The sequence below is a fragment of the Streptomyces sp. NPDC046925 genome (assembly GCF_040644915.1).
In the GTDB taxonomy this organism is placed as follows: Bacteria; Actinomycetota; Actinomycetes; order Streptomycetales; family Streptomycetaceae; genus Streptomyces.
Genome location: NZ_JBEYWZ010000003.1, coordinates 936,615 through 950,458, shown reverse-complemented (window position 1 = coordinate 950,458; position 13,844 = coordinate 936,615). Strand labels below are relative to the sequence as shown.

At 71.0% G+C, this 13,844-nt stretch carries 9 protein-coding genes; 6 read left to right on the top strand and 3 right to left on the bottom strand.

The features are described 5' to 3' along the window. Positions 1 to 10: 10 nt before the first annotated feature. Entirely contained in the window at positions 11 to 4,108 is a 4,098-nt protein-coding gene (locus ABZ906_RS17485; RefSeq protein ID WP_361383278.1) for a HAMP domain-containing protein, read from the bottom strand. 285 nt (positions 4,109 to 4,393) lie between these two features. Between ABZ906_RS17485 and ABZ906_RS17480 the strand changes: the two genes are divergently transcribed. After that, positions 4,394 to 6,325, top strand: a complete 1,932-nt coding sequence (locus ABZ906_RS17480; protein WP_361383275.1) for an ATP-binding SpoIIE family protein phosphatase — start codon at positions 4,394 to 4,396, stop codon at positions 6,323 to 6,325. 75 nt (positions 6,326 to 6,400) lie between these two features. Further along, the gene (gene hemW, locus ABZ906_RS17475) at positions 6,401 to 7,633 is read left to right on the top strand and encodes a radical SAM family heme chaperone HemW (RefSeq protein WP_361382909.1); all 1,233 of its coding nucleotides are present in this window, start codon (positions 6,401 to 6,403) and stop codon (positions 7,631 to 7,633) included. A gap of 236 nt (positions 7,634 to 7,869) precedes the next feature. On the opposite strand, the gene ABZ906_RS17470 is transcribed toward hemW, so the two are convergent. Together ABZ906_RS17470 and ABZ906_RS17465 are read right to left on the bottom strand one after the other, a co-directional pair. Beyond that, positions 7,870 to 8,688: a DUF3097 domain-containing protein gene (locus ABZ906_RS17470; RefSeq protein ID WP_361382906.1), complete on the bottom strand. Its 819-nt coding sequence runs from the start codon at positions 8,686 to 8,688 to the stop codon at positions 7,870 to 7,872. Between the two features lie 34 nt (positions 8,689 to 8,722). Beyond that, a complete protein-coding gene (locus tag ABZ906_RS17465; protein ID WP_361189119.1) occupies positions 8,723 to 9,466 on the bottom strand; it encodes an MBL fold metallo-hydrolase in 744 nt (247 codons plus the stop codon). Positions 9,467 to 9,635: 169 nt separating this feature from the next. Here ABZ906_RS17465 and hrcA point away from each other — a divergent pair, with 169 nt between their 5' ends. From hrcA to ABZ906_RS17445, 4 genes are all read left to right on the top strand, one after another. Continuing rightward, positions 9,636 to 10,652 (top strand): heat-inducible transcriptional repressor HrcA, encoded by a 1,017-nt coding sequence (gene hrcA / locus ABZ906_RS17460; RefSeq protein ID WP_351160429.1) that lies wholly within the window; start codon positions 9,636 to 9,638, stop codon positions 10,650 to 10,652. Then, positions 10,653 to 11,792, top strand: a complete 1,140-nt coding sequence (dnaJ, locus tag ABZ906_RS17455; RefSeq protein WP_361189123.1) for a molecular chaperone DnaJ — start codon at positions 10,653 to 10,655, stop codon at positions 11,790 to 11,792. A 205-nt stretch (positions 11,793 to 11,997) separates the two neighbouring features. After that, on the top strand, positions 11,998 to 13,095 hold the full coding sequence (locus ABZ906_RS17450) for a nitronate monooxygenase (protein WP_361189125.1): 1,098 nt from the start codon (positions 11,998 to 12,000) through the stop codon (positions 13,093 to 13,095). Next, positions 13,092 to 13,841 carry a 16S rRNA (uracil(1498)-N(3))-methyltransferase gene (locus ABZ906_RS17445; RefSeq protein WP_361382904.1) on the top strand — a complete coding sequence of 250 codons (750 nt, stop codon included), beginning with the start codon at positions 13,092 to 13,094 and terminating at the stop codon, positions 13,839 to 13,841. Before ABZ906_RS17450 ends, ABZ906_RS17445 begins: the two co-directional genes overlap by 4 nt. Positions 13,842 to 13,844: the final 3 nt, after the last annotated feature.

Below are 13,844 nucleotides of genomic sequence, written 5' to 3'. Positions count from 1 at the left end.
TGACAGTGCCTCACTCGGACGTCGGCGGAACAGCGGCCTCGCCGTGAGCGCCGTCCTGTTCCGCTGCAACGGGTGTCTCTTGGGTCGTGGGTGTGTCGGGCTCGTCCGCCGCGCTGCTCTCAGGGGCAAGGAGCGTGCAGGCGACGTTGAGCAGTTGATCGACGTCCACGGGCTTGGGTACGTAGTCGGTGGCACCCTGTTCGATGGCCTTCTCGCGGTCGCCGGGCATCGCCTTGGCGGTCAGCGCGATGATCGGTAGTCCGCTCCAGCGCGGTGTGCGGCGGATCGCGGCGATGGTTTCGTAGCCGTCCATCTCCGGCATCATGATGTCCATCAGGATGAGGTCGGTGTCGGGGTTGCGCTCCAGGGTCTCGATGCCTTCGCGGCCGTTCTCCGCGTAGAGGACGGGCATGCCGACGCGGCTCAGCACATGGGTGAGCGCGAAGACGTTGCGGATGTCGTCGTCCACGATCAGGACGCGGCGCCCGCGGAGTATGCGTCCGGCCTGCCCCTCCCGGTACTCCTCCAGTTTGGTGGGGGTGGGCCAGCTGTCGTTCTGTTCGTGGAAGACGTGCGGGGCCATGGTGACCCCTTCGTCGTGCGACTCGGTCGGCGCCGGTGGCCTGGTCGCCGCGTAGGCCGCCGCGGCGGCGCCGTGTCCGGGGTGCACCACGGGGACGTACAGCGTGAAGGTGGAGCCCTGGCCCGGCTTGCTCTCCGCGGTGATGCGGCCGCCGAGGAGCCCGGCGATCTCGCGGCTGATGGAGAGGCCGAGGCCGGTGCCCCCGTACTTGCGGTTGGTGGTGCCGTCTGCCTGCTGGAACGCCTCGAAGATGGCCGGGAGTTGGTCGGCCGGGATGCCGATGCCGGTGTCCTTGACGGCGAAGGAGAGCCGGTCGCTGCCGTCGTGCAGCCGCATGTCGCCGGTGTTCTTGACCCGGCTCACGCGCAGCTCGACGCGGCCGCTCGCGGTGAACTTGACCGCGTTCGACAGGAGGTTGCGCAGGATCTGCTGGAGCCGCTGTTCGTCGGAGAACATCTCGCGCGGCACGTCCTCGCCGACCGACACCTCGAAGGCGAGCCCGCGGTCGAGGGTGAGGGGGCGGAACGTCGCGTGGACGTAGTCGAGGACCTTGATGAGGGGGAGCTTCTTGGGACGTACGTCCATCCGGCCCGCCTCGATCTTCGACAGGTCGAGGATGTCGTTGATGAGCTGGAGGAGATCGGAGCCCGAGCGGTGGATCGTGGTCGCGAACTGCACCTCCTGGTCGGAGAGATGGCTGTCGGGGTTGTCGGAGAGCAGCCGGGCCAGGATGAGCAGGGAGTTCAGCGGGGTGCGCAGCTCGTGCGACATGTTCGCGAGGAACTCCGACTTGTACTGCGACGACGTGGCCAGGAGGGCCGCCTTCTCCTCCAGTTCCGCGTTCGAGCGCTGCAACTCGGCCTGCTGAAGCTGGAGTTCGTCCGAGCGGTCCTGGAGCTGCGTGGCGAGCCGCTGGGACTCGCTGAGCAGTGATTCCGTACGGGAGTTGGCGATGATGGTGTTGATCGCGACGCCGATCGTGCTGACGAACTGGTCGAAGAACGCCAGGTGCACGTCCGAGAAGCGGGAGAACGTGGCCAGCTCGATCACGCCGAGCAGCTTGTCCTCGAAGAGGATGGGGATGATCACCAGGCTGGCCGGTGCGGCGTCCCCGAGCCCCGAAGTGATCTTGATGTAGTCGGGCGGCACCTCGTCGACGAGGATCCGCTTCTTCTCCAGGGCCGCCTGGCGCACCAGCCCGTGCGCGGGCATCGCGCCCGTGTCCACGACCGAGCCCTGCGCGGAGCCGTACCCGGCGATGAAGGCGAGCCCCTTGACGGGCGGAGTCTGCAGCGTCGCGGCCTCCCCGGAGTCCGGGTCGGCCAGGAAGAAGGCGCCGTACTGGGCGTTCACCAGCGGGGTCAGCTCGCGCAGGATCAGGTCCGCGACCTCCATCAGGTCCCGGTGGCCCTGCATCAGACCCGCGAGACGGGCGAGATTCGACTCCAGCCAGTCCTTGGCACGGGTGGTCTCGCGGAGGTTGGAGACCATGACGTTGATGTTGTTCTTGAGCTCGGAGACCTCGCCCCGGGTCTCGACGGTGATGGAGCGGGTCATGTCGCCCTGGGCCACGGCCGACGCGACCTCGGCGATCGCGCGGACCTGTGTGGTGAGGTTCAGGGCGAGTTCGTTCACGTTCGTCGTCAGGCGCTTCCACGTGCCGTAGACGCCCTCGACGCGTGCCTGGCCGCCCAGTTGGCCCTCGGAGCCGACTTCGCGGGCCACGCGGGTGACCTCGGAGGAGAAGGAGGACAGCGTGTCCACCATGGTGTTGATGGTGGTCTTCAGCTCCAGGATCTCGCCGCGCGCGTCCACGTCGATCTTCTTGGAGAGGTCGCCCTGGGCCACCGCCGTCGCGACCTGCGCGATGTTGCGGACCTGGCCCGTGAGGTTGTCCGCCATGTAATTGACGTTGTCCGTGAGGTCCTTCCAGACACCCGATACGCCGAGCACCTGGGCCCGCCCGCCGAGCCGGCCGTCCGTGCCGACCTCGCGGGCCACGCGGGTCACCTCGTCCGCGAAGGCGCGCAGCTGCTCCACCATCGTGTTGACGGTGTCCTTCAGCTCCAGGATCTCGCCGCGCGCCGTCACCGTGATCATCTTGGACAGGTCGCCGTTGGCGACGGCCGTGGTGACCTGGGCGATGTTGCGGACCTGGGAGGTGAGGTTCAGCGCCATGAAGTTGACGTTGTCGGTGAGGTCCTTCCAGACGCCGGAGACCCCGCGCACCTGGGCCTGACCGCCGAGGTTGCCCTCCGTGCCGACCTCGCGGGCGACCCGGGTGACCTCGTCGGCGAAGGCGGAGAGCTGGTCCACCATCGTGTTGATGGTGGATTTCAGTTCGAGGATCTCACCCTTCGCCTCGACCGTGATCTTCTTGCCCAGGTCGCCCTGGGCGACGGCCGTCGACACCAGGGCGATGTTGCGCACCTGGGAGGTGAGGTTGTCGGCCATGAAGTTGACGTTGTCGGTGAGGTCCTTCCACACACCGGAGACCCCGCGCACCTGAGCGCGACCGCCCAGATTGCCCTCCGTGCCGACCTCGCGGGCGACCCGGGTGACCTCGTCCGCGAACGCCGAGAGCTGGTCGACCATCGTGTTCACCGTCGACTTCAGCTCCAGGATCTCGCCCCGGGCGTCGACGGTGATCTTCTGGCTCAGGTCGCCGTTCGCCACGGCCGTGGTGACCTGGGCGATGTTGCGCACCTGGGAGGTCAGGTTCGACGCCATGAAGTTGACGTTGTCCGTGAGGTCCTTCCAGACCCCCGACACACCGCGGGCCTGCGCCCGGCCGCCCAACTGGCCCTCGGTGCCGACCTCGCGGGCCACACGCGTCACCTCGGCCGCGAACGCGGAGAGCTGGTCGACCATCGTGTTGACGGTCAGCTTCAGTTCGAGCAGCTCGCCCGTCGCCTCGACGGTCACTGTCCGTGTCAGGTCGCCCTGCGCAACCGCTGTCGTCACCAGGGCGATGTCCCGCACCTGTGCGGTGAGCCGGGCCGCCATCGTGTTCACGGCCTCCGTCACGTCACGCCAACTGCCCGAAAGGCCACGCACCTTGGCGCGACCGCCGAGCCGCCCCTCCGTGCCGACCTCGCGCGCGACGCGGGTGACCTCGCCCGTGAAGAGCGACAGCTGGTCGACCATCGTGTTCACCGCGCGGCCCAGGCGCCGCAGGTCGCCCCGCAGTTCACGGGTGCCGTCGTGCAGGTCCACGCGCTGCGTGAGGTCACCGCCCGCGACCGCGTTCAGGACGCGGGTGGCGTTGGCCGCGGGCGCGACCAGCGAGTCGAGGAGGGAGTTGACGTCATGGATGCGCGTGGCCCAGCTGCCCTGCCCCGGACTCGCGGAGAACCGCTCGTCGAGGTGGCCGTGCCGGATGATCTCCCGGCGCACACGGGAGAGTTCGCCGTCGAAGTGCAGGGAACGGTCGAGCATTTCGTTGAAGACGGTGTGCAGCTCGGCCGTCAGGCCGTGGCCGGTCACCGCTACCTTGGTGAAGTCCCCGTCCCGCGCCGCGCGCATGGCGGCAAGGAGCGGGCGCAGGTCGGAAATCACTTCCGGAGCTGACTCCCGGAGGGCGTCTGAGGCCGTGTCCGGATCGACTCCGGAAGCAGGCGAAGGTGTCGGAGCTGGTTTCGGTGCCGGAATCCGACCGTAACCGAGCGCGGGCATAGCACTGTTCTCACTCATAGCGGCCCACTTCAGTAACTCGGTGCTTATGGGCGTGGCCAGTCTGTCACTCTGTCGGTGTCGCCTGAGGCGTATTCGACCGAACTGCTCAGGAGCCGAAACGTGGGGTCCATTCCGATGCAACGGGAGACCACTTTCCGTGCGTCCGCCCAGCCGGGGCACCAGCCCGGCCCACCGGCGGTGGTGTGCACATCGCTGCCCGGAAACCCGTTGGCGCCGGCTGCCGCACGAAGGTTTGTGCGAGCAGCGCTAGCCGACTGGAGGGAACTCTCCGTGCCCGCCGCGGCCGGTGTCACCGACCGTGTCACGGACGATGCCGTGCTGCTGGTCAGCGAGCTCGTCACGAACGCCGTCGTGCACGCGGGCACCACCGTCGAGCTGCTGTGCCGGCTCGACGAGGCGGGCCTCGGCGAGAGCACCGACTCCCTGGTCATCGAGGTATCCGACCACCATCCGGCACGCGCGGTCCGCAGCGAGCCCGTGCCCCAGCCGCCGGGCACACCCGAGTTCGGCCGCGGCCTGCAGCTCGTCTCGGCCCTCTCCGAGTCCTGGGGCATCACCTACCGCACCGGCACCAAGTCCGTCTGGGCCCGCCTGCCGGTCGAGGGCGTGCAGGCCCCTCAGGAGATCGAGTCGTACGCGAGCGAACAGGCGATGCAGCGCGGCCTGCGCGGCAGCGACATCCTCGCGCCGCTGCCCAGACGCGTCACGCACGACACCGAGTGGGTCAACCGCGGGGCGCTCACCTTCCTCGCCGAGGCCTCGGACCTGCTCGCCGGGCAGTTCGACGAGGAACTGGTGGCCGCGCTCGCCGGACAGCTGCTCGTGCCGCGGCTCGCCGACTGGTGCGCGGTGTGGCTCGACGACGAGGCGGAGGCCGCGCCCCGCGACGACGGCAACGGCACCGCGAGCAGGCTCGCCCGCGTCTGGCACGCCAGCGAGCAGCGCATGGAGGAACTGCGCCGCAGCCTGGAGAAGAACCCGCCCCAGCTGCCCGAATCGGCGGGCTCCGGAGCCGTCCCCGTGCCGTGGCCCGGCGAGGCGGCGCCCGGCGGGTCGATGCCCGGCGAGTCGACGCCCGGCGAGGAGACCGGCACGGCCCTGGCGTTCCGTCTCTCGGCCGGCGGCGGCGCCCTCGGCACGCTCGTCATCGGGCGCGCCGGGATGATCCGGTTCGCCGACGAAGTCACCGGCCTCATCGAGGACTTCAGCCGCCGCGTGGCGCTCGCCATCAGCGCGGCGCGGCGCTATCAGCGCCAGGCCACCATCAGCCAGGTCCTCCAGCGCGGCCTGCTGCCGAGCTCCGTCGCGGACATCCCCGGCATGCACAGCGGCGTGGTCTACGAGCCGCGGGACAAGGGCGGCCCCGGCGGCGACTTCTACGACGTGTTCCAGGCGGGCAAGGGCCGCTGGTGCTTCGCGCTCGGCGACGTCCAGGGCAAGGGCGTCGAGGCGGCCGTCGTGATCGGCCTCGCCCGGCCGTGGCTGCGGCTGCTCGCCCGCGAGGGGTACGAGGTCGCCGAGGTCCTCGACCGCCTCAACCAGCTCCTCCTGGACGACGCGACGGAGGCGGCGGACGCGGCCGCCGCGGTCGTCGCGGTCGCGGGCGGCCAGGGCGTACCTCCCGACGGGGCCACCTCCCGCTTCCTCTCCCTCCTCTACGGCGAGCTGGTGCCCATGGACGGCGGCGGCGTCCGCTGCACGGTCGCGAGCGCCGGGCACCCCCTGCCGCTCCTTCTCTCCCCCGACGGAACGGTCCGGGGAGCGGCCACGCCACAGCTTCTCCTCGGGGTCGACGACGCGTCGTACACCAGCGAGACCTTCGAACTGTGGGCGGGCGACACATTGCTCTGCGTCACGGACGGCGTGACCGAGCGGCGCTCGGGACGCCAGATGTTCGACGACGGCGACGGCCTCGCGACAGCGCTCGCGAGCTGCGCGGGCATGGACGCGGGGCTCGTGGCGGAACGGATCAAGAGGCTCGTGCACGAGTTCTCACAGAGGCCGCCGGACGACGACTTGGCGGTGCTGGTGCTGCAGGCGCAGTAGGGGCCCGGCGCGCGGCGTCCGGTCGGCCCGAGGTGCGGGGCAATGGTCGGCCCGCGGTGCGGGACAATGGAAGGCATGCCTTCCGCACTGCCCGATGGTGAGCCCATGCCCGAGGACGGCGCGCTGCCCGCGTCCGCCCTGCAGGGAGCGGCGGCCCGTCCGCTCGGCTTCTACCTCCACGTCCCGTACTGCGCCACGCGCTGCGGCTACTGCGACTTCAACACCTACACGGCGACCGAGCTGCGCGGCTCCGGCGGCGTCCTCGCCTCCCGCGACAACTACGCGGACACCTTGATCGACGAGGTGCGGCTCGCACGGAAGGTGCTCGGGGACGACCCGCGCCCCGTCCGTACCGTCTTCGTGGGAGGCGGTACGCCCACGCTCCTGGCCGCCTCCGACCTCGTACGGATGCTGGGCGCGGTCCGGGAGGAATTCGGGCTCGCGGACGACGCGGAGATCACCACCGAGGCCAACCCGGAGTCCGTCGACCCGGCCTACCTGAGCGAGCTGCGGGCCGGCGGCTTCAACCGCGTCTCCTTCGGGATGCAGAGCGCCAAGCAGCACGTACTGAAGGTGCTCGACCGTACGCACACGCCCGGGCGCCCCGAGGCGTGCGTGGCCGAGGCGCGCGCTGCGGGCTTCGAGCACGTCAACCTCGACCTGATCTACGGCACGCCGGGGGAGAGTGACGACGACTGGCGGGCCACGCTCGACGCGGCGATCGGCGCCGGGCCTGACCACGTCAGCGCCTACGCCCTGATCGTCGAGGAGGGCACGCAGCTGGCGCGGCGCATTCGGCGCGGGGAAGTGCCGATGACGGACGACGACGTCCACGCGGACCGGTATCTGATCGCCGACGAGGTCCTCGCGGGCGCGGGCTTCTCCTGGTACGAGGTGTCCAACTGGGCCACCTCCGAGGCCGGGCGGTGCCTGCACAACGAGCTGTACTGGCGGGGGGCCGACTGGTGGGGGGCCGGGCCGGGGGCCCATAGCCATGTGGGGGGTGTGCGGTGGTGGAACGTCAAGCATCCGGGGGCTTATGCGGGGGCGCTGGCCGCGGGGCGCTCGCCGGGGGCGGGGCGGGAGGTTCTTGCCGGTGAGGACCGGCGGGTGGAGCGGATTCTGCTGGAGCTGCGGCTGCTTGAGGGGTGTCCGTTGGATCTTCTCCGCCCGCAGGGCCTCGCGGCGGCGGGCCGCGCGCTGGCCGATGGTCTTCTTGAGGCGGGGCCTTATGAGGAGGGGCGGGCGGTGCTGACTCTGCGGGGGCGGTTGCTGGCGGATGCGGTGGTGCGGGACTTGGTGGACTGAGGTTCGGGCGGGCCCTGCGGGGCTCTCCCCAATCCCGCCCCTTCCCGAAACTGGGGCTCCGCCCCAGACCCCGCTCCTCAAACGCCGGAGGGGCTGAAGAGGCAGCACCTGGGCGGGGTGGGCAGACGCGGGGCAATCGGGCGGGTGGGCGGGAAAGATTGCGCCGCGAAGCGGCGGGTCAGCCGGGCCCGCGGCGGGTCAGCCGGATCGGAGCCGTCCTGGGCCCAGGGGCCCGCCTACTCGCCCGTGACGAAGTCGATCAGTTCCTCCACGCGGCCGAGCAGCGCCGGTTCAAGATCCCTGTAACTGTGCACCGAACCCAGGATCCGCTGCCACGCGGCCCCCGTGTTCAGGGGCCAGCCGAGGGCCTCGCAGACGCCCGTCTTCCAGTCCTGGCCGCGCGGCACGCGGGGCCACGCCGCGATCCCCACCGACGACGGCTTCACCGCCTCCCACACGTCGATATAGGGGTGCCCCACCACCAGCGCGGAGGAAGAACTCACCTCCGCCGCGATCCGCGACTCCTTCGAGCCGGGCACCAAGTGGTCCACCAGGACGCCCAGGCGGGCGTCGGGGCCGGGGGAGAACTCCGTGACGATCGCCGGGAGGTCGTCGATGCCCTCCAGGTACTCGACGACCACGCCCTCGATCCGCAGGTCGTCGCCCCACACCCGCTCGACGAGCTCCGCGTCGTGCCGCCCCTCCACATAGATCCGCCCGGCGCGCGCGACGCGGGCCCGCGCCCCCGGTACGGCCACCGAGCCGGACGCGGTGCGTGTGGGACGTACGAGAGGAGCGGCCGCGGAGGGGCGGACGAGGGTGACCGTCCGGCCCTCCAGGGCGAAACCGCCCGGAGTCATCGGGAAGACCCGGTGCTTGCCGAAGCGGTCCTCCAGGGTCACCGTCGGACCCTCCGCCGTCTTCTCGCAGCGGATCACCGCCCCGCAGAAGCCGGTGCTCAGCTCCTCCACCACGAGGTCCGCCTCCGCGGCGACCTCGGGCACGGCCTTCGGTTTCTTCCACGGCGGGGTGAGGTCTGCGGAGTACTGGCGCATTCGCATGACGATAAGAGAAGAGGCGTACGACCGGCTACGACACGCCGAAACGAGCCGCCAGTGTGGCGCGCTGCGCACGGACAAAAGCCGCATCGACCACCGCACCGTGCCCCGGCACGTACAGCGCGTCAGGACCGCCCAGTTCGAGGAGCCGGTCGAGCGCCGCGGGCCACCGCTCCGGTACCGCGTCATCGCCCGCCTGCGGTTCGCCCGACTCCTCGACCAGGTCGCCGCAGAAGACGATCTCCGGGCTGCCCGCACCCGCCGGGACGAGCACCGCCAGGTCGTGCCCCGTGTGACCGGGCCCGACGTTCGCCAGCAGGACCTGCACCCCGCCGCCCAGGTCAAGCGTCCACTCCCCGCACACCGCGTGATGCGGCCGCACGAGCAGATCGGCGGCCTCCGCCGCGGCGTCCGGGGCGACCCCGTGCCGGACCGCCGACGCACGCAGTTCGTCGCGGCCCCCGGTGAGAAGCTTGTCGAGGCCGACCGCGCCGTACACCTCCACGCCCGCGAACGCCGCCGCACCGAGCACATGGTCGAAGTGCGGGTGCGTCAGGGCGAGGTGCGTGACCCGCCGCCTCCCGCCGAGAATGCCGCGCGCCTGAGTGCGCAGCTCCGCCCCCTCGCGCAGGGTCGCCCCCGCCTCGATCATCAGCGCCGATTCGCCGCCGACGACCAGACCCGCCGTACAGTCCCAGACCGGGAGGCGCCGCCGCCCCACATGCGGCGCGAGCCGCTCCCAGCCCGCCTCGTCCCAAGCCAGTGCCACGTCCATACGCCGACGCTAGCCCCGTGGCGGTCGCTCGGCAGCCGCTGCCCTTGCCGGGGCCGTACCTCACGGCCGTACACTGGGCGCGGCGCGGGCTGGCACTCACCTGTGGGGAGTGCCAGGCGGGGCCGCAGGGCAGACAGGTTTCAGGGCAAAAAGGTGGAGGTGTGCGCGGATGCTCAGTGAACGCAGGCTCGAGGTGCTGCGCGCCATCGTCCACGACTATGTCGGCACCGAGGAGCCCGTCGGCTCCAAGGCGCTCACCGAGCGGCACAGCCTCGGGGTCTCCCCGGCCACGGTCCGCAACGACATGGCGGCGCTGGAGGAGGAAGGGTTCATCGCCCAGCCTCATACGAGCGCGGGGCGCATCCCGACCGACAAGGGGTACCGCCTCTTCGTCGACCGGCTCGCGGGCGTCAAGCCGATGGCGGCGCCGGAGCGCAGGGCCATCCAGAACTTCCTCGACGGCGCCGTCGACCTCGACGACGTCGTGGCGCGCACGGTGCGGCTGCTCGCGCAGCTGACCCGGCAGGTCGCGGTCGTGCAGTATCCGTCCCTCACGCGGTCGACGGTGCGGCACGTGGAGCTGCTCTCGCTGGCTCCCGCCCGGCTGATGCTCGTCCTGATCACGGACACGGGCCGGGTCGAGCAGCGCATGATCGACTGTCCCGCCCCGTTCGGCGAGACCTCGCTCGCGGATCTGCGGGCGCGGCTCAACAGCAGGGTCGCGGGCCGTCGCTTCGCGGACGTGCCGCAGCTGGTGCAGGACATGACGGAGTCCTTCGACGCGGAGGACAGGGGCACGGTGGCCACGGTGCTCTCCACGCTCCTCGAAACCCTCGTCGAAGAGACCGAAGAGCGGCTGATGATCGGCGGAACGGCCAATCTCACCCGCTTCGGACATGACTTTCCCCTCACCATCAGGCCCGTCCTGGAGGCTCTTGAGGAGCAGGTCGTTCTGCTCAAGTTGCTTGGCGAGGCCACTGATTCGGGCATGACCGTACGGATCGGTCACGAGAACGCCCATGAGGGACTCAGCTCTACGTCCGTGGTCTCCGTCGGCTACGGTTCGGGCAGCGAGGCAGTAGCCAAACTCGGCGTGGTCGGCCCGACCCGCATGGACTATCCGGGAACGATGGGAGCAGTACGCGCAGTGGCACGTTACGTCGGACAGATCCTGGCGGAGTCGTAAGTGGCCACGGACTACTACGCCGTACTAGGCGTGCGCCGCGACGCTTCCCAGGACGAAATCAAGAAGGCCTTCCGGAGGCTTGCGCGAGAGCTTCACCCGGACGTGAATCCGGACCCGAAGACTCAGGAGCGCTTCAAGGAGATCAACGCCGCGTACGAGGTGTTGTCGGACCCGCAGAAGAAGCAGGTCTACGACCTCGGCGGCGACCCGCTGTCCCAGGCGGGCGGCGGCGGTGGTGCGGGCGGTTTCGGAGCCGGTGGCTTCGGCAACTTCTCGGACATCATGGACGCGTTCTTCGGCACGGCGTCGCAGCGTGGCCCCCGGTCGCGCACGCGCCGCGGCCAGGACGCCATGATCCGGCTCGAGATCGACCTCGACGAGGCCGCCTTCGGGACCACCAAGGACATACAGGTCGACACGGCGGTCGTATGTACGACCTGCAGCGGTGAAGGCGCCGCGCCGGGAACGTCCGCCCAGACATGTGACATGTGCCGCGGTCGCGGTGAGGTGTCGCAGGTCACGCGGTCCTTCCTGGGCCAGGTCATGACCTCGCGGCCCTGCCCGCAGTGCCAGGGTTTCGGCACGGTCGTGCCCACCCCGTGCCCGGAGTGCGCCGGCGACGGCCGCATCCGGTCGCGGCGGACGCTCACCGTGAAGATCCCGGCCGGTGTCGACAACGGCACGCGGATCCAGCTCGCGGGCGAGGGCGAGGTCGGCCCCGGCGGCGGCCCCGCCGGCGACCTGTACGTGGAGATCCACGAGCTGCCGCACTCCGTGTTCCAGCGGCGCGGCGACGACCTGCACTGCACGGTCACCATCCCGATGACGGCGGCGGCTCTGGGCACGAAGGTGCCGCTCGAGACGCTGGACGGCCTCGAAGAGGTCGACATCCGTCCGGGCACGCAGTCCGGCCAGTCGGTGCCGCTGCACGGCCGCGGCATCACGCATCTGCGGGGCGGCGGACGCGGCGACCTCATCGTGCACGTCGAGGTCCTCACGCCGACCAAGCTGGACGCGGAGCAGGAGCGGGTCCTGCGGGAGCTTGCGCAGCTGCGCGGCGAGGAGCGGCCCACGGGGCAGTTCCAGCCGGGGCAGCAGGGTCTGTTCTCGCGTCTCAAGGACGCGTTCAACGGGCGGTAGCGCCCAGAGCGGTGTCTCTTTGTGCCCCCGGCGGCGGATACCCGCGCCGGGGGCACTTTGTCGTATTCGCCCGCGGGCCGTCGTGGTTGCCCGCGCCCCGCGGCGGAGCCGCACATGTCACAGCCCCGCGCCCCTTACGGGGCCCCCGCGGGCCCCGTGCAAGGCGCGATTCGGCCCCCCGGCCAGGTCATGGCACGATGCGTTCATGTCCTCCGCACTGACCGATCTCTGCCGCCTTCCGATCGTGCAGGCCCCCATGGCGGGCGGCGCTTCCTGCCCCCAGCTCGCCGCGGCCGTCTGCGAGGCCGGAGGGCTCGGTTTCCTCGCCGCCGGGTACAAAACCGCCGACGGGATGTACCAGGAGATCAAACAGTTGCGCGGGCTCACGAGCCGGCCGTTCGGCGTGAACCTCTTCATGCCGCAGCCCGAGTACGCCGACGCCGCCGCCGTCGAGGTCTACCGCAACCAGCTCGCCGGTGAGGCCGCCTGGTACGAGACCCAGCTCGGCGACCCGGACAGCGGCCGCGACGACGGCTACGACGCCAAGCTCGCGATCCTCGTCGAAGACCCGGTGCCGCTCGTGTCGTTCACCTTCGGCTGCCCCACCCGCGACGTCTTCGACTCCTTCGCACGCGTCGGCACCATCACCGTCGTCACCGTCACCACGCCCGAAGAGGCCCAGACCGCCCAGTGGTCCGGCGCCGACGCCGTATGCGTCCAGGGCATCGAGGCGGGCGGCCACCAGGGCACGCACCGCGACAACCCCGAGACGGACGGCGCCGGACTCGGCCTGCTCTCGCTCATCGCGCAGGTGCGCGAGACCGTACAGATCCCGATCGTCGCGGCCGGCGGTCTGATGCGCGGCTCGCAGATCGCCGCGGTGCTCGCGGCCGGCGCCGACGCCGCGCAGCTCGGCACGGCCTTCCTGGTCTGCCCCGAGTCGGGCGCGAATGCCCTGCACAAGCAGGCCATGACCAACCCGCTGTTCACCAGGACCGAGCTGACCCGCGCCTTCTCCGGCCGCCCCGCGCGCGGCCTGGTCAACCGCTTCATGCGCGAGCACGGGCCGTACGCCCCCGCCGCCTACCCCCAGATCCACCACCTGACCAGCGGCCTGCGCAAGGCCGCCGCCAAGGCCGGTGACGCGCAGGGCATGGCGCTGTGGGCGGGGCAGGGACACCGCATGTCGCGCGATCTCGCGGCCGGGCAGCTGGTGGAGGTCCTCGCGGCCGAACTGGCCGAGGCGCAGGCCGCGTCGGCGGTCGACGGGCAGCAGGACACCCAGCCCGGCGGCGAGGCGTGACCGCGCCCGTCTTCGTCGTCGAGAGCTTCCAGAACGCCGGTGCGGGCGGCGACGGACAGTACGTCCTCGACGGTCCCGAAGGGCGCCACGCCGTCTCCGTGAAGCGGCTGCACGCCGGTGAGGACGTCGTCCTGACCGACGGCGCGGGGCGCTGGGCCGACTGCGTGGTCACGGGCACCGAGGGCAAGGACCGGCTGCTCGTACGGATGGACTCCGTCCGGGAAGAGGCGCCGCAGGAGCCCCGGATCACCGTCGTACAGGCGCTGCCCAAGGGCGACCGCGGTGAAGTCGCCGTCGAGACCATGACGGAGACCGGCGTCGACGCGATCGTGCCCTGGTCCGCGTCCCGCTGCATCACACAGTGGAAGGGCGAGCGCGGGCTCAAGGCGCTCGGCAAGTGGCGGGCGACGGCACGCGAGGCGGGCAAGCAGTCCCGCCGGGTGCGTTTCCCCGAGATCTCCGATGCCGCGTCGACCAAGCAGGTGGCGGCGGTGCTCGCCGGGGCCGATTTCGCCGCGGTCCTGCACGAGGAGGGCAGCGAGCCGCTGGCCACGGCGGAGCTTCCGGTCACGGGGCACATCGTCCTGGTGGTCGGCCCCGAGGGCGGCGTATCGCCGGACGAACTCGCGGCGTTCGCCGAGGCGGGCGCGAAGCCGTACCGCCTGGGGCGTAGCGTGTTGCGTACGTCGACCGCGGGGACCGCGGCGGCCGCCCTGCTCCTCGGACGCACGGGCCGCTGGTCCTGAACC